General features: G+C 42.2%; 16 protein-coding genes and 3 tRNA genes. 10 read left to right on the forward strand and 9 right to left on the reverse strand.

What is annotated here, in order from left to right; genetic code table 11:
* Nucleotides 1–6 precede the first annotated feature (6 nt).
* The 5 genes from LRY47_RS05565 to LRY47_RS05585 all read left to right on the forward strand — a co-directional run bounded on the left by LRY47_RS05565 (nucleotide 7) and on the right by LRY47_RS05585 (nucleotide 3,172).
* Complete coding sequence (locus tag LRY47_RS05565) at nucleotides 7–195, forward strand: hypothetical protein (RefSeq protein WP_295223334.1); 189 nt, start codon at nucleotides 7–9, stop codon at nucleotides 193–195.
* A 30-nt stretch (nucleotides 196–225) separates the two neighbouring features.
* Entirely contained in the window at nucleotides 226–780 is a 555-nt protein-coding gene (locus LRY47_RS05570) for a DUF4365 domain-containing protein (RefSeq protein WP_295223335.1), read from the forward strand.
* Between the two features lie 207 nt (nucleotides 781–987).
* A complete protein-coding gene (locus LRY47_RS05575) occupies nucleotides 988–1,779 on the forward strand; it encodes a hypothetical protein (RefSeq protein WP_295223336.1) in 792 nt (263 codons plus the stop codon).
* A 53-nt stretch (nucleotides 1,780–1,832) separates the two neighbouring features.
* Nucleotides 1,833–2,981, forward strand: a complete 1,149-nt coding sequence (locus tag LRY47_RS05580; RefSeq protein WP_295223337.1) for a YbfB/YjiJ family MFS transporter — start codon at nucleotides 1,833–1,835, stop codon at nucleotides 2,979–2,981.
* On the forward strand, nucleotides 2,969–3,172 hold the full coding sequence (locus LRY47_RS05585; protein ID WP_295223339.1) for a 4-oxalocrotonate tautomerase family protein: 204 nt from the start codon (nucleotides 2,969–2,971) through the stop codon (nucleotides 3,170–3,172). The genes LRY47_RS05580 and LRY47_RS05585 overlap by 13 nt, the downstream gene beginning before the upstream one ends.
* Nucleotides 3,173–3,245: 73 nt before the next feature.
* On the opposite strand, the gene LRY47_RS05590 is transcribed toward LRY47_RS05585, so the two are convergent.
* The gene (locus LRY47_RS05590; RefSeq protein WP_295223340.1) at nucleotides 3,246–5,096 is read right to left on the reverse strand and encodes a methyl-accepting chemotaxis protein; all 1,851 of its coding nucleotides are present in this window, start codon (nucleotides 5,094–5,096) and stop codon (nucleotides 3,246–3,248) included.
* 362 nt (nucleotides 5,097–5,458) lie between these two features.
* Here LRY47_RS05590 and LRY47_RS05595 point away from each other — a divergent pair, with 362 nt between their 5' ends.
* The gene (locus tag LRY47_RS05595) at nucleotides 5,459–5,902 is read left to right on the forward strand and encodes a helix-turn-helix transcriptional regulator (protein WP_295223341.1); all 444 of its coding nucleotides are present in this window, start codon (nucleotides 5,459–5,461) and stop codon (nucleotides 5,900–5,902) included.
* 6 nt (nucleotides 5,903–5,908) lie between these two features.
* On the opposite strand, the gene LRY47_RS05600 is transcribed toward LRY47_RS05595, so the two are convergent.
* Nucleotides 5,909–5,981, reverse strand: a tRNA-Gly gene (locus tag LRY47_RS05600).
* Nucleotides 5,982–6,034: 53 nt separating this feature from the next.
* Nucleotides 6,035–6,622, reverse strand: a complete 588-nt coding sequence (locus tag LRY47_RS05605) for a hypothetical protein (RefSeq protein WP_295223343.1) — start codon at nucleotides 6,620–6,622, stop codon at nucleotides 6,035–6,037.
* 160 nt (nucleotides 6,623–6,782) lie between these two features.
* Between LRY47_RS05605 and LRY47_RS05610 the strand changes: the two genes are divergently transcribed.
* The 3 genes from LRY47_RS05610 to LRY47_RS05620 all read left to right on the forward strand — a co-directional run bounded on the left by LRY47_RS05610 (nucleotide 6,783) and on the right by LRY47_RS05620 (nucleotide 10,422).
* Complete coding sequence (locus LRY47_RS05610; RefSeq protein ID WP_295223345.1) at nucleotides 6,783–7,958, forward strand: calcium-binding protein; 1,176 nt, start codon at nucleotides 6,783–6,785, stop codon at nucleotides 7,956–7,958.
* A 36-nt stretch (nucleotides 7,959–7,994) separates the two neighbouring features.
* A complete protein-coding gene (locus LRY47_RS05615; protein ID WP_295223346.1) occupies nucleotides 7,995–8,297 on the forward strand; it encodes a nucleotidyltransferase domain-containing protein in 303 nt (100 codons plus the stop codon).
* Between the two features lie 400 nt (nucleotides 8,298–8,697).
* Nucleotides 8,698–10,422: an AAA family ATPase gene (locus LRY47_RS05620; protein ID WP_295223347.1), complete on the forward strand. Its 1,725-nt coding sequence runs from the start codon at nucleotides 8,698–8,700 to the stop codon at nucleotides 10,420–10,422.
* Between the two features lie 112 nt (nucleotides 10,423–10,534).
* Here the strand turns inward: LRY47_RS05620 and LRY47_RS05625 are convergent.
* From LRY47_RS05625 to LRY47_RS05650, 6 genes are all read right to left on the reverse strand, one after another.
* Nucleotides 10,535–10,608 (reverse strand) — tRNA-Cys (locus LRY47_RS05625).
* A gap of 48 nt (nucleotides 10,609–10,656) precedes the next feature.
* Nucleotides 10,657–10,729 (reverse strand) — tRNA-Gly (locus LRY47_RS05630).
* 87 nt (nucleotides 10,730–10,816) lie between these two features.
* Nucleotides 10,817–11,425, reverse strand: coding sequence for an MnmC family methyltransferase (locus LRY47_RS05635; RefSeq protein WP_295223348.1), 609 nt, complete (start codon nucleotides 11,423–11,425; stop codon nucleotides 10,817–10,819).
* A 46-nt stretch (nucleotides 11,426–11,471) separates the two neighbouring features.
* A complete protein-coding gene (gene nadB, locus LRY47_RS05640) occupies nucleotides 11,472–13,034 on the reverse strand; it encodes an L-aspartate oxidase (protein WP_295223350.1) in 1,563 nt (520 codons plus the stop codon).
* The gene (locus tag LRY47_RS05645; RefSeq protein ID WP_295223351.1) at nucleotides 13,035–13,757 is read right to left on the reverse strand and encodes a hypothetical protein; all 723 of its coding nucleotides are present in this window, start codon (nucleotides 13,755–13,757) and stop codon (nucleotides 13,035–13,037) included.
* Nucleotides 13,754–15,049 (reverse strand): radical SAM protein, encoded by a 1,296-nt coding sequence (locus LRY47_RS05650; RefSeq protein WP_295223352.1) that lies wholly within the window; start codon nucleotides 15,047–15,049, stop codon nucleotides 13,754–13,756. Before LRY47_RS05650 ends, LRY47_RS05645 begins: the two co-directional genes overlap by 4 nt.
* A gap of 228 nt (nucleotides 15,050–15,277) precedes the next feature.
* Here LRY47_RS05650 and eno point away from each other — a divergent pair, with 228 nt between their 5' ends.
* The gene (eno, locus tag LRY47_RS05655; RefSeq protein WP_295223353.1) at nucleotides 15,278–16,573 is read left to right on the forward strand and encodes a phosphopyruvate hydratase; all 1,296 of its coding nucleotides are present in this window, start codon (nucleotides 15,278–15,280) and stop codon (nucleotides 16,571–16,573) included.
* Nucleotides 16,574–16,915 lie beyond the last annotated feature (342 nt).

Genomic DNA, 16,915 nt, shown 5'->3' on the forward strand with positions numbered 1-16,915 from the left:
GCAGGGGTGAACGAAAGCATCGCCCGCAGACTTTTCCCGCTGATACGCAAGTACCGGCACAAAAAGCTTTATGCCGCCGGCGGCGTCGCGGAAAACAGAGGACTTATCCGCCTGCTTTCAGACATGGCAGAGAGCGAAATATCTGTCATAAAAAACCCGCAGTTCAACGGCTGCTTCGGGTGTTTATACTATTAAAAATGTTCTTATTTAAAACAAGGTGTACGGATGATTTTGAAAACAGATTTGGGTGATGCTGGTGAATCAAAATTTAAAGAGTTATGTAAACTTGAAGGCATCGTTGCCAATAAATCTGATGATGATAAAACAGGCTGGGATTTCCATTTAGAATTCGATACAGATAAAAACCATTCACCTTTTCAAGCGATTAACAACCAAATAGAATGTAAAGTGCAAGTAAAATCGACTCAAAGTTTGGAACTAAATGTTAAGGTAAAACTCAGCGCTCTGGAGTATTTATTAAAATCACCTCTCCCTGCTTTCATGTGTTTAATCGTTTATGAAGGTTTAACATTTAAATCAGTTTATATAGAACACCTCGACAAAGCATTAATTGATATAATTAGTCATAAGATATTCATCTGCAAACAAAATAATAGAAATTTAAATAAACAAAAATATAATTTCAAATTCAAAAAAACATCAAAACTAAATTTAGCAGCTCCTAATCCTATTAAACAAACAATCTATTCACATATTAATAATATGTACACCTACATAACTGATAAAGAAAAAATTTTATCTCAACTCAGGGTACGATAATGGTAGATATTCTATCAATATGACCGTTAATTCAAAAAATTACGAAAATTTAGAGAACAGTTTCCTCGGGTATCAAAATCCAATAACTATAGATAAACTAGAAATAAGCGAAATACGATATGGAATACAAAACTCAAACCTCTCTTTGTTAAACATGATACTATAATCAAACTAGCTCAACAAACACCTCAGAATATTATTTTAGAAGTGTCTTCAAAATTTACTCAAAAACTCATTTTTGAAACTGATTTTTATATTAGTCCATTTTCCTCTGAAAATAATATCAAGATAAGACTAAAACATAGGCTTTTTGAAATATCAATTAACAATAATTCCATTAAAATCAATGTAAATCATTTCTTCAGTCACAAAATTAATCTTGCAGAATTAAAATCAATAATCTCTTTGATAAAATTGACTTACAAAAGCCCAGAATATAAAATCAGACTAATATTACCTGATACAAAAGAAACTATTTTTAGCGGAGTTACCAACAATAAGCTAAATGAGATTTCAGATAGACTTCAATACAATTTAAACTATCTGACAAAACTAGAGTATATTTTTACTCAATCAGAATATTCTAATTTAGAAATTGATATGGGATTCTGTTCAAAAGAGCTAGAAAATATTGATACCATTTATAGTTTTCTTCATAATGAGAGCTTTAATATAGAATTTTCTTTTGATGGAAGTATTGAAAACCTATCTTCTAGTTCAGTAAAATATATTACAATAGTACTATCAAACAAACTTCAGAATCTTCTTTTCTCTTTTCTTCTGGTTTGTAAATGTAAGATTTCAATAAAAAACAATTTTGATTTTAATATAAAAAGTAATAAAAAAGTATTCATCGGTAAATATATCATAGACACAGAAAATGTTACCCCAAATGATTTATACCAGTATAACTTGAATAACATTAACGACTTCATAAAATTACAAAAATTAATTAAAAATAATAATCTCATTTTAATCCCAGAACAATTCAGGAAGTAAAGTAGCAAACTATTTCTCCCTTCCCTTATCTCTCTTTTCCCGTATAATCGAATATGGAACTGATTCGCATAATAACAGCGGGGATAGCGTCGATGGCGATGGCAATGGGCATCGCGCGGTTCGCATACACCCCAATGATACAGATAATGACTGAAGCAGGCGTTCTCACCGTTGCACAGGCTGGCGGTATCGCCTCGCTGAACTATCTGGGCTATCTCGCAGGCTCAATCTTCTTTATGGTCAAACCAATCAGGCGCAAATACACATGGTTTGCCGTGATGTATCTCATGAATGCCGTTTCACTCGGTCTCTTCGCCCTCACACAGGATATTTACGCATGGTCTGTCCTGCGCACCGTTTCCGGTTTTGCAAGCGCAGGAATGTTCCTTCTGATGTCTGTAATTATCTCCGAAGCGCTCGTACAGAAGGGGCAACTGCGCTTTGTTGGGCTTATTTACACAGGAATAGGCATAGGAATACTTATCTCAGGCTTCACTGTGCTGGTCTTCGGTCAATACATGGGATGGAAAGGGCTTTGGATCGTATTTTTTATCGGTATGCTGCTGACCGCCCCACTCTGCTGGTTTCGACCAGCAGGCGGTCATACTCACTCTCAGACGGTATCCGCTCCCGAAGAACCCATGCATCCGTTCATATATTTCCTGTCAGCGGCATATTTCCTTATGGGGACGGCATACATAGTTTCCGGAACGTTTCTGGTGCTTATCATCGGGCGCGCAGGTTTCAGCGGATACTGGGCATGGATGATAACAGGTCTCTGTGCCGTTCCGGGCATAATCTATTTCACACTTAATGCCGGACGCACCGGATTCATGAAAAACCTTATCCCCGCATACGTCTTTCTGGGGATAAGCTGCGCCATCCCCGCAATATCCGGTTCCGCACCCGCGCTCTTTCTCGCGGCGGGGATGTACGGGGCAACGTTTCTCGGCATAGTGGCGCTTACTGTGGGTTTTGCGAAAAAGCTGGCGGGCTCCCGCACTGCTTATGCCATCGGGCTTGTGACCGTAGCTTTCAGCGTCGGACAGATGATAGGACCCGCCGCCGCCGGATGGTCTGCGGAAAAGACAGGAAATTTCTCATATTCACTTATGGCGGCGTCGGTTCTATGTGCCGCGGCGATTTTAATATTAATGGCAGGATGCTATTTCAATAGACGGAGGTCGGTATGCCGTATGTAAACATTAAGATAACCAAAGAAGGCGTGACGAAAGAGCAAAAGGACGAGCTTATTAAGCGCGCAACTCAAATGCTTGTGGACGTTCTGAACAAGAACCCTGAAACAACCGTTGTGGTCATTGACGAGGTTGAAACGGACAACTGGGGTATCGGGGGCATAGCCGTTACGGAACGCCGCAAGATGTCAAAGTAAAAAAGACCCCGCCTAAGCGGGGTCCGCACCGGAGAACTGTACCATTCTTGTGTGTTTAATATAAGGCACAGTCTCAATTTATCCTGAACATCTTTGTTACACTCATCTGGTCGTCCGCCTGCCTCTGCAGGTCTGCAACCGTTGCCGAAACCTGTGTCAGTGCCGCAGAACTCTGCTCCAGACCGGATGATATAACCTGTGTATTGTCGTTTATGTTGTTAATTGCTGCAGTCTGTTCCTGCACGGCTGTTGTTATCATAAGACTTGAGCTGTTAATCTCCTCAACTGCACGGACTATCTTTTCAAAAATCTCATCCGTGGAGGCAAGCGTCACAACGCCCTCATGAACCCGTGATCCCGCAAGCTGCATGTCCTCGTTTGTCTTGTTTGTTTCAACAACAAAGGACGAAATAATTCTTTCAATCTCAGATATCGACTGCTGTGTGCGCTCGGCAAGCTTACGAACTTCGTCGGCAACAACAGCAAAACCTCTGCCGTGTTCCCCTGCCCTCGCCGCCTCAATAGCCGCGTTAAGAGCCAACAGGTTAGTCTGGTCAGCTATATCGTTTATAACAAGCAAAATACTGCTTATCTCTTTAGATGACTGCGAAAGCCCTTCGACAGTCCGGCTAAGCGCGGTGACATTCTGCTGAATGTCTCCCATTACACGGTTCGCCATATCTATGCATCCCTTGCCTTCGCCTGTAAGGTTTTTCGCCGCTGCAGACTTTGAAGTCACGTCGTTTATGGAGCTTAAAACCTGAGAAGATGAAGTGCTTATCTGTTCTACAGCGGATGCAACACCGTTAACCTGCCCTGTCTGCTCCGTAAAGGTGCTTGCAAGCTCCTCTGTTGTGCTGGCAAGTTCCGTACTGCCCGACGCCAGAGTATTTGACGAATGAACAATGCCCTCAATAACGTCATGGAGCTTGATCTTCATATTGTCAAGCGCAAGCGCAAACTGACCTATCTCGTCCTTCTGGTTGATGTCCAGCTTAACTGTAAAGTCCCCGTCGGAAAGCGTGTTGGCAAAATTCACTGCTTTTGCCATGGGAACAGTTACTGATTTTGTGATGATAAGACCTATGATTATACCGCAGAAAATAGCTATCACCGAAAACACACCGACAAACATAAGAGCTACGCTTATGGACGAATCCATAGCAGCGCGCTCCTGTGCGGAAACATCGCCGCATATCTTCTGTGCCGCTATTGCGCTTTTCATCATTGATGTCTGAAATTCGGCACGTTTTCTGAGACTTTCGGCTATGTTCAGAAAATCCTGATCATAGCTTTTAAGCGAAGAAGTGAGCTTTCCGATGTCGGTTGACATGTCAGCGGACGAGGGGTTTGCAGAAGCTATATTATAAGCCTTTGCATAGCTTTTCTGCTGTCCGTCAAAAAGATCCTGACTTTGAGACATCAGATAGCGAAACGCATAAAGACGCATCTGCAGCAGATTTTTTATTATATCGTCCGACCCTATTCTGTCAGCCAGAGTAAAAACATTTTCTGCGGAGTCATTTAGCTGCACTTTAAGTCTCTTCTGCTCTTTCGCCTCGCTGACGTATTTATCAAAATTTTCTTTATATTCCTTGATACGGGTAGTTATCTCTTCGAGTTTTTCAAGATCGTTAGAAGTGGCGTATTTTGCGAGATCAACCTGAGCTATCTGAATTGCGTCGTTCAGGTTATTCTGAACCTCAGCAATGTATTGATCGTCGTCGAACATAGTGAATTTAACCTGATTAAGCCTTGCGTCATACAGGAGTTTTTCAATATGCGTAAACATATCTCTTTTCTCAACTAGTTTGGAAATAAACAGCATCCTGTTGAAACTCAGCAGGCTTATGGTGGTCAGCAAAACCAGAACGATACCGAATCCGATGAACAGTTTTCTTGAAAGTTTCATATTTTTCAACATATGCACCCCCTATGTGCTTTTGCACATTTTGCATAACATTTAACCGATAGCTAAACAGATAAATACAAAATAATATCAGCTCTTTTTTACAAACAGCAAACATCATACCCCCAAGTGAACCGATCCCGCGGAACAAAACAAATTTACTTTAACTCCTAAATATGATATAGATATCAATAAAAAACATGAGCGCATATCTGCATACAAAAGAGAAAAGTATTTAATTAATAGTGTAATTTTCACGCTAATCGATAAAAACGGATAAATATAATCTATAAACGCATAGAGAATTAATTAGCTTAATTATGTTATTATCATAGGTTAAAACCTATGTCAAACCAAATATGACTTGTTTTATCCTATTGGATATATCCCAGATAACGCTTATACATAGTGTCATGAGCAAACAAAATATACAAAACTCAACTCTTTTAATGTCAATCGGAGAGACTGTCAGAATGCTCAGAAAACGTAAAGGGTATTCACAGGAAAAGCTTGCAGAAATGGCGGATCTGCACACAACGACAATCTCCGAAATTGAATGCGGAAAGAGCAATCTTACCATTATAAGCCTTGAACGGATTGCACACGCACTTGACAGCTCTATTATTTCATTTTTTCCAGAAATAACAATATTTGATAACGATCAGTTTAATGAACAGGTAAAAAGATTAATAATTAATCACCGACACATGAAAGAAAGGGACAGACCTATTCACCATAACGTTGTGAAAGCAATAGCAGACGCATTTGATTGCGATGACGAGACAAAAAAAAAACCTGCCATAAAGACAGGTTTTTTTTAAAAAAAGAGCGGGTAGCCGGACTCGAACCGGTGACCTCAACCTTGGCAAGGTCGCGCTCTACCAACTGAGCTATACCCGCGGGCGAGGTATTTTTATATTAGAATCTTCCTCGTGTGTCAACAACATTTTTAATTATTTTACGAGATTCTTAAACTCCGGCTTATGAAGTAAAAAACCACGCGACGCATCCCTCGACATGTCAATCACCCCGGAACCGTTCAGAACTCTGAAATACTGCGAACGGAGCGAATCGCTAAGCTTCATATAGTCGAATCTCTCCGAACATGTCACGCCTGATCCGACGGGAACATTATGATAATTAACAGTAAAGTTATAGGGTGAAGTTTGTGTTATTGTAGTGGCGTAAATATTGGTTTCCGGTGTTTCCACAACACGCTCCCCTTCGTCCAGAATCGTTTGACCTGCATACTCAAAATACAGATCATAATAACTGTAATAGCCGTCATAAGCATAATATGATTTGAAACCGGTTGTCAGGGCGTCAGTAGATTTAACATCCACACCGTTTGAGCAGTTGACTGTTGCATACGTTATTTTGTAAGTCCCCTTCAGTGTTGTGTCATTATCAAAGTCCAGTGCGGTCATGTTGGAATCCTGTTCAGAACTCCCGCCGGACGTGTCTGGCAGAACATCCCCTCCGCCGCATCCGTAAAGAATCGCGACCAAAATTGTAACCGACAATAGCAATAACCTTCTCATGTGCACCTCCTGCATGCCTTACCCATATTATCTTCACACTCTTGGGCAAATGTCAAATCGGATTAAAGTTTCAATGCGTATACTGATTTATCTTAAGGAAACAAGCGCCTGTTCGATATGTTCAATACATCTCCACAATTTCTACACACTGAGGCTTCCTATGAAAATATCAGGTTCTGAAATCTTCAACCATGTGAATCAACCGGAAATCCAGCAGACAAACAACAGAAAGATATCTGCCAACCTGATGCAGTCCATGGGGCTTGAAACCGATATAATGCGCTCTGTACGTCAGATTGTGGACAAGGTGGAAATAGCCGCAATGCAGAAAATGAAGGCGAATTACAGTACAGTAATTGTTGACGGCGGCGACGGAAACGACGAAATACGCGCAAAGGACCTTATTGATTCAAAGCTGAACGGCGGTAATGGTGACGACGCTTTTTATCTCTCCAACATCAGCAATTCGTCCGTGGACGGCGGCGAAGGAAACGACATAATCAATATTGATCATGCGAAAAATGTAGAAGTTAACGGCGGTGCAGGGAACGACGAAATATACATTAATAAAACGAGTGTCAGACTTCATGTGTTGGAACCTTGGGAAGTGCCTTTGCAGGATAATGCACCGAAATCATATGTAGATGGCGGAGAGGGCAATGACACAATAATCATGCAGAGCCAACAGTCCATTATTGACGGAGGAACAGGCGACGACATAATAAGAGGCGCAGGAATTATCGACGGCGGAGACGGAAACGACATAATTAATGGTTCAGGTATTGTACGCGGAGGTGAAGGAGACGACACCATAAGCGGATATGGAACGATATCCGGCGGCACCGGGGACGATATAATCAGGGGTTCCGGTCTCATTAAGGGCGATGAGGGCAACGATATAATAAACGGTGCAGGCATAATTTCAGGCGGCACAGGCAACGACATAATAAATCTTATATCAACTTTGCGGCTTGATGATTACAGCGGAAGCGCAAACATCATTCAATACGAAAAAGGCGACGGACACGACATAGTGAACATTGCAAATCAGGACACCATCCTAGACATGCGAAGCATTTCCAAAGACGAGGTGGATATCCTTGAATCAGTTAATAAAAACACAGGATACAAAGAACTGACAGTTACGATGAAGGACGGCAGCGGAAGTATCACGTTCATTTCCAATAATGAAAATGACGAACTTTACGCAAATGCGGCGAAGGTAAGAAATGCGTTGGAAGATCAGGGCTTAATACCAGAAACACCGGATAAACCCGTTACTTTCATACCGGAATATATTCATTTTTCCGACGGTGTGGTGACGCTGGAGCGGTAAAAAGCTGACTTTGAAAAACGCCTTATTTAATGTATAGTGGATAAGGAGTTTATATTCGGGCTGAAAGAAGAAACAATCATAGCAATTAATGATGTTTTTGCGCAGTATCCGCAGATAAAAAAGTCTGTGGTATTCGGTTCGCGCGCAAAGGGCAACCACAGGGATGGTTCAGATATTGACATCTGCCTTTTCGGTGAAATAGACCTGCCACTGTTACATAAAATAGAAGAATCCATTGATGAACTCAACCTGCCCTACACCGTGGACTTGGTGGTCTACGACCGCATCCAGAATCAGGACTTGAAAGAGCGTACTGATAGAGTGGGAGTTGGTTTTTAATACTAAGCCCCTACTTTCTCAAAAACTCACATAAATTTATCCGTCATTTATCCGCCATACCCGTCACATATCCGCCCCAGATAGCTATTTCAGCGTTAAAAACTTTTCAAGTCAGCAACAGAGAAAATGATGAAAAGAATTGTGTTTATGATGTCTGGTTTGAAAATGAATATACGAGGCGAAGCAGATATAGACAATTTGTTTTATCGAATTATTCATGATATATTCGTAACAGTACAAGCCTTGCGGCAGCGGTGCGCATCAGCGCAACGGCGACGCATGGCTTCACTCTTAACTAGATTATAGTGATTAATAAGCAGAAAATATTTTTATACTTTATCTATTTATTGGTGTATTATTGTGTTGTGATCTTCTGTTCGTGAAGTCGTGGGGTAATTATATGAAATTATACAATGTTACAATTCATAATTTTAGATCGGTAATACATCAGTCATTTAGTATGAATGATTATACTTTGCTTATTGGAGAAAATAATGCAGGTAAATCAAATATTCTAAGAGCGTTAAGAGTATTTTATGAACATGATCTAAAATACGATGCTAAGTTGGATTATCCTAAATATGTTTCAGAAGATGAAGAAAGTTGGATAGAAATAGAATATCTAACAACAGAAGATGAACAAGATTCTTTAAAGGAAGAATATAGAAGTGAAGATAAAATCTTAAAAGTAAGAAAAATTTTGAAAACAGTAGATAAAAATTTTAGTGATAAAATAGACTCAAAACAAAGTAATATTTTTGCATATGAAAATAATGTTTTGTCTACTAATTATTTTTATGGTGCACAAAATGTCTCGCTATCTAAACTGGGAAAGATAATATATATTCCAGAATTAAGTAAAGTTGATGATAATCTTAAATTAAGTGGTCCTTCTCCTCTTAGAGAAATGATTACATATGTTATGAAAAAAGTAGTTGAAAAGAGTGATTCTTTTAATAATTTATCATCAGCATTTCAGGAGTTTAATTCAAAATTTAAACATGAGAAATCTGATGAGTTGTCAATCAACAGTTTTGAAAATGATGTTAATGATGAACTTGGTAATTGGAATATAAAATTTGGATTGAATGTGAACCCCATACAGGCATCTGAAATAATTAAGAATTTAGTAACTCACTATATATACGACTTAGAGTTAAATAATAATGTAGCAATAGATGCTTTTGGTCAAGGTTTGCAGAGACACTTAATTTATACATTACTTAAATTATCTGCTAAATATTCAGAACCTAAAAAAAGCAAAAAGAAAGAATTCGCACCAGAGTTAACATTAATCCTTTTTGAAGAACCTGAATTGTTTTTACACCCTTCACAACAAGAAATATTAAATATAAATTTAAGGGAAATGGCTTCAGTAGATGATCAGCAAATTCTAATAACGACACACTCTCCAGTTTTTGTAAGTAGAAATTTTGACCAAATTACATCTATTGTTCGTTTGGTCAAAGATGGTGATACAAAAATCTATCAAATTAATAAAGATAAAATATGCGAAATTCATGATTTTAATAAGTCTCTTCATAAGGTATTTTATGATATTCTGAATGATCCAAATAGTGACGATAGTTTAAAAAAGGAAATTAGATCAAAAAATCTCGCTCGTGAAGATGATGATTTACAAAGTAGATTAGAACAAGAAAAGTTTAAATATTTTTTATGGATGGATAGTGAAAGAACCTCATTATTATTTGCAAAAAAAGTTTTGATTTGTGAAGGTGCAACTGAAAAGATATTTATAGATTACATGTTAAATACTTGTTGGATGGATATAAAACAAAAAAATGTTTATATACTTGATTGTATGGGAAAATTTAATATTCATCGTTTCATGAAGTTGCTAAATGAACTTGGTATAAAACACTCAGTCTTAATGGATAAGGACAATAAAGATATTCAAAATATAGTAAATGACTTTATAGAAAATAATAAAACTGCAATTACTGACAAAATTTGTTATTTCAATAATGATTTGGAAGACTTTTTAGGTCTTGCTAAGCCAAGACCTGATTTGAAACCTTTGAACGTTATGATGTCTTATGACAGTGGTTTGATTGTGAAAGAAAGAATCGAAGAATTACATAATTTAATCTTAACGTTACTTTGAGATAAAGATAACTGAATTTAATATACATCATTTTCACATCACTAGATATAAACGACAAAAGCCGAGCTAAAAACTCGGCTTTTTAAATATCTACTGATATTAGCTTTTTGTTTGGAGGCGACGCCCAGAATCGAACTGGGGTACGCGGATTTGCAGTCCGATGCCTAACCACTCGGCCACGTCGCCTTAAAAGGAAAAAAAAGACCGGTAAAAAAGAACCGGTCTCTCAAAAAAAGCGGGTAGCCGGACTCGAACCGGTGACCTCAACCTTGGCAAGGTCGCGCTCTACCAACTGAGCTATACCCGCGTGAGGTAGCTTTTATAGCTTATCACGAATCTGTTGTCAACATCTTATTTCAAATTTTCTTTATTTTTGTCAGAACATAAAGCACGGTCAGAACTTATAAAAAACCGTACCCTCCTGAAAAGCGCCCTCAGGCTTCGGCGTCACCGTATACCTGAATCCTGCCCTGACAAAATCCTCTCTTATCTCCCTGCCGGAAGAATAGGTCGCCACCCTGCCAACATCCGTACAAAGCCTGTAAACGTCCCTGAAAACTGCCTCCGTCCACATCTCCGGATTCTTCCGTTTGCCGAACGGATCAAAATATACGACATCAAACTTAAGAGGCATTTCGCGGATGATATTGCGCGCATCACCGATGGCGATATCAAGCCGCACGTTCTCCGCCTGCCCTTCGTCTATAAGTTTCCTGAGAAGCTCATAGCCTCCGTAAGGCCACATAAATCTGTTCTGCCTGATGGTGTCAAAAAGCGACGACTGACGCTCCACCGTGACAATATGGAGCCTGTGGCGGTGCTTCATGGCGAGAATCCTGTCAAGGGTAACGGCAAGGTTGCTTCCGCCGCCCAGACATATATCCAGAAGACGAACGTCCTGCACCTGCAAAAGCTGCTCTATGCCGCTGGCGGTATAGAATTTATGCAGGCTTTCCGTGAATGCGCCCACGCTTTTGGCTCTATACCCCTCGTTATAGTCCATGCTATAGAGTGATATAGAGCCGTCAGCTGTAATTAATGGTTTGTTTTTACTTTTTAACGGGATTAAATTCGGCATTATGAAAATAGATGTGCCAGTTGTCGGATATCCTGTCTGGATAGTCGTCCCTGTAGTGTCCGCCTCTGCTGCCTTTGCGTTCGCCTGCGGCAGTCGCCATCAGAAGTCCAACGGTCAGCATATTGCGTATCTCGGCTGTGGTTCTGTCTCTGGGAACATAGTTTTTATATTTCGCCAGATTGCCGCCCAGATATTCTTTCGCGCGGATAAGTCCCGCCGCGTTGCGTGAAACGCTGACGCAATCCCACATACATTCCTGAATATCTTCAACCATGGTTTCGCCGCGCTCTTCGCTTACGGTCTCGAACTCAGGTATTTCAATAGCATTGACAACCCTGTCTTTGTTGTCGGCAGCGGCTGTTTCGGCGCCTCTTCCGCCGTATACAACGCCTTCAAGCAGTGAGTTGCTGGCAAGCCTGTTTGCCCCGTGTACACCATTACATGCCGCTTCGCCGCACGCATAAAGCCCTTTCAGGCTGGAGCGTCCGAACTCGTCGGTGTATATGCCGCCCATGTAATAATGAGCCGCAGGACTGACAGGGATAGGGTCAACTGTTATATCAATGTCATATTCCAGACAGGTGTTGTAAATTTTAGGAAATCTGTTGCGTACAAAGTCTTTTTCCAGATGTGTCAGGTCGAGCAGAACATGGTCTGCATCGGTCTGCTTCATCTCAAAGAATATTGCGCGGCTGACAACGTCTCTGGGTGCAAGTTCGCCGTCGGGATGATATTTCGCCGCGAACCGCTCCATGTGGACATTTCGCAGAACGCCGCCCTCGCCTCTCATCGCTTCGCTGAGAAGAAATGCCGGCGCACCCTTAACGGAAAGTCCCGTGGGGTGGAACTGATAAAATTCCATATCGCGCATGTCTGCTCCCGCACGGAATGCCATCGCCATTCCGTCGCCTGTCACGACGGCAGGGTTTGTTGTGCGTCTGAAAAGCCTGCCTGCGCCGCCTGTGGCGACTATGACCGCTTTTGCGTAATAGCTTTTGAACTCAAGGGTCTTTTCGTCCAGAGCAAAAACACCGCAAACACTGTCAGGGGCGTCTTTGATGAAGTCTATGGCGTATGTGAATTCAATCTTTTCGATGTTATCAAAGTTTTTTGAATATTCTTTCAGTGTGCGGACAATCTCGTGTCCGGTAGCGTCGCCCTTCGCATGGATGATGCGGTTGACGCTGTGCGCCGCCTCGCGGGAAAATTCCAGCACGCCGCCGTGCATATCGAATTTTGCACCCCATGAAATGAGCTGTTTGATATATTTCGGTCCCTCTTCAACAAGCGTCGAAACGGCTTTGAGGTCGCAAAGTCCGTCCCCTGCGCGCAAAGTGTCTTCTATGTGAAGAGTTATGTCGTCGTCATCGGAAAGGGCGACTGCAACGCCGCCCTGAGCATACTCGGAGGAACTTTCCCCCAGAAAACATTTAGTCACAACAGCAACGCTGCCGTATTCGGCAAGCTCAATAGCCGCCCGAAGTCCGGCGACACCGCTGCCGAGAACTATATAGTCGTAAAAAAAGTTTTTCATTTAGAACCTGATTGCCGCCTTAAGGGCATACTGGTTAACATCGCCGCCTCTTGCCGCTTCAACGTTAAGAACGATGAAAGGGAAAGGACATATCTGGAGACCGACCATACCTCTGACAGCGTTAACGTCTTCGTCGTCAAGGTCTACAGTGTCGGAATCAGTGCTTGCCATTGTATAAACGTCCTCGATACCTGCATAGGGCGTAAGCATGAGGAATCCTTTGCTGATGTAAAGACCTACAAGACCTGATTGAAGGTCAATGTCGTCCATGTCCATAACTTTAGTATAAGCCGCTTTAGCGCTTATTGCGGGTGTAACAACAGTACCTTCGAGAATTGCGTATTTAGCTTCGATGGTGACCGCTGTGAAATCGATGTTGCCGCCTTTTGTGATGCTGGCGCCGAGGTCAACACCAAAAGGAAGTCCTTTTTGGATATGCACTCTGTTTGCCAGTATACCGCTGTCGGGGTCACCGTCGTCCCATGCGTGTTTCCATCTGCCGGAGCCGTCGTCAATGGTGGTGAACTGGGATTCCAGCGCTATGTCAAAACCGAGGGTACCCAGAGGTTCTGCGGGGCTGTTGGGTGTGGGGGTAACGGCAAGACCGATATCCTGCACCAGATCGCTGAATTCATCCTGCGTAAGGCTGTTTGACAGTTTAAAATCCCCTGCAAATGCCGTCGCGCAGAAAAGCATTGTAACAATAACCAAAATCTTTTTCATTTGATCCTCCTTTTCAGATCAGGCAGCCCGAAATCTTTTTGAAAATTCTCACGGGTTCTGTTGAAGTAACCGAATTTCATAGTCTTATGTTTCTTTCTTATAAGTTTAAGGAGGTTCTTAAGCCCCAGAATCTCCTCTTTCTTAAACTTCATTCCTGCAAACAGAAAATCCGGGTCGATGTTCAGATTGCGCAGCTGGATAAGGTCTATCTTATACGCATCCAGAAAATCCACCAGAGTGTTCGCTTCGCTCTCTCTGTCGTTTATGCCCGGCATGGTGAGGAAGTTAAGCGACGTATATACATTATATCTGTTGGCAAGCTCTATACTTTTCAGCACATCATCAAGGGTATAGCCAACAGGATTGTAATATGCGTCATATGTGGATTGTACCACTGAATTGAGGCTGACCCTAATACTATCTACACCAGCGTCGAAAATCATCTTCATTTTTTCAGGACTGGAGCAGTTCGAGTTGAAATTTACCGTAAGTTCCGGAGCCTGCGCTTTGATAAGTTTGATAGCCTTTGCAATGGTGTCCGCAACGGTGATGGGATCGCCTTCGCATCCCTGCCCGAAACTGACGATTGGTTCTTCCGCCACTTCGTAATGGTTCAGCGCAACCTGCGCTATCTCCTCGGGAGTGGGCGTGAATTTTATCCTGTCCTGCGGTGCTGTCAGCCGTTTATCGTCCTGTTTGGATATACAGCCCATGCATCTGCTGTTGCAGGTGGGTGCGGTGGGCAAAGGACATTCCCATCTTCCGATGAACGCGTTCTTCGCCGCCGTGCAATGGTATTCCAGCGCGCAGGTGGAAAGCTGTTTATAAAGCCTGTTGTCGGGATATTTTTCAAGCATTCTGTCCACAGTGGGTTTGAAAGCGTCGGTATAGTCGAAGTTTGCGGGGTTCCATTTGCTGTCGTCGTCAACCTTAATGGCGGGAACGACGAATTTGTCGTTAAGCCAGCCCACGGCGGTGTAAGCGTAAAGCGGAAGCACCTCTTCCGTGTTTTTGACATATGCCGGAAGGAAAAGCCTCAGAAAGCCGGGGTCGAGAAACGCACTGACCGCATAGCCGCCCGTAAAGGTTTCCATACCTGCAGTCTGGGGGTTATAAGCCACAGGGTGGCTGTTCGGAACGAAATAAAGCCTTGAACAGGGCGGAAGCTCGATAAGCTCCACCTCATATGGAACGAAATTATAGTTCTCGCTCCTCACAGTCATTTTCAGATGTGGGTGATCATATATGTTGCCCTGCCTGTCGGCAAAGAGAAGATTCGGAATTGCGTACATTAAATGATGCTCCGTAGTTTTGAAAAATAATAGTTTTACCACGTTGCAAAGTCAAGGTGATATAAACGGTTTTTTAATGGAGAAATAAGCAAACTATTGGACGAATCTGATTTGATGTTGTTATTTTTCTTAATTTGTGGCTATAATTTATGGTTAAATGCAGGGTGACATATAGTTCATTACCCACAAACGTATAGAAAAATCAAATACATTCTAAGGAGACTTTTTATGACCGATATCATTGATGTTTTTGCCAGAGAAGTGCTGGATTCCAGAGGCAATCCCACAATCGAGGTAGACGTTGTTACAAGCGGTGGCATTCTCGGACGTGCGATAGTCCCATCCGGCGCATCAACAGGTGAATACGAAGCTGTTGAACTGCGTGACGGCGACAAGACCAGATATATGGGCAAAGGCGTTCAGAAAGCTGTTCAGAATGTTAACGAGATAATCGCTCCCGAACTTGAAGGTATAGACGTTACCGAACAGAAAATGATCGACGAAATACTCATCAGTCTTGACGGCACAAAAAACAAGGGCAACCTCGGCGCAAACGCAATCCTCGGTGTATCGCTGGCATGTGCAAAAGCAGCCGCCGAATCTTGCGGACTTCCCCTTTACAAATATATAGGCGGAACCTTCGCAAACACCCTGCCCGCCCCCATGATGAACATCATCAACGGCGGCTCCCACGCGGACAACAACGTGGACATTCAGGAATTTATGATTATGCCCCTTGGCGCCGACAACTTCAAAGAAGCTCTGCGCATGGGCGCGGAAGTTTTCCATACTCTCAAAAAAGTTCTGAAAGACAAAGGCCTTAACACAGCAGTAGGCGACGAGGGCGGTTTCGCTCCCAACCTCGGTTCAAACGAAGAAGCTATCGAAGTTATCATCGACGCCATCAAAAAAGCAGGATACGAACCCGGTAAAGATATCTTTATCGCTCTGGACGCGGCTTCCAGCGAATTTTACAACAAAGAGAAAAAATGCTACGTTCTGGCTGCCGAGGCTAAACCCGAAAAAACGGCTGCCGAAATGGTTGAATACTACAAATACCTCGTTGAAAAATACCCGATCATCTCACTTGAAGACGGTCTGGACGAAAACGACTGGGACGGCTGGAAACTTCTTACAGACGCTCTCGGTAAAAAGATTCAGCTCGTCGGTGACGACCTTTTCGTTACAAACACTGAAAAACTGAAACTCGGCATCGAAAAAGGAATCGCAAACTCTATCCTTGTAAAGCTTAACCAGATAGGTACTCTGACAGAAACACTGGACGCTATCCAGACAGCGCGCGAAGCCGGATACACATGTGTAATCTCTCACCGCTCCGGTGAATCCGAAGACACAACAATCGCAGACCTCGCCGTTGCTGTTAACGCAGGACAGATAAAAACAGGCTCACTCTGCCGTACAGACAGAATAGCCAAATACAACCAGCTTCTTCGCATCGAAGAGGAACTGTTCGAGCAGGCTACCTTTAAAGGACTTAAGGGTTTCTATAACCTTAAAAAGTAGACTGTGAGAACAAGCCTGCACGATGCAGGCTCATGAAGCGTAGCGGAATGTGAGGCTGGGTTGGCTTTGCCAGCCTAAGCCGTTGACGAAAATTTCTCAGGAAGGGAAATTTTCGCCGGTTATATGTGGCAGGCTACGCTTAAGGGACTCAAAGGATTCTATAATTTAAAAAAGTAATTAGAAGAATTAAGATATAAAAAGGCGACCGATTGGTCGCCTCAGATTGTTGACAAACGCCATGTAATTGCAATTACATGGCGTTTTCTGTTATATTATGTGATGCTTAAAGAGACAGAAGACCAATTTCAAACAGAACTCTATCTTAACATAGATGACCTTGTC

It is taken from the genome of Seleniivibrio sp. (genome assembly GCF_021209385.1).
Classification (GTDB): Bacteria; Chrysiogenota; Deferribacteres; order Deferribacterales; family Geovibrionaceae; genus Seleniivibrio.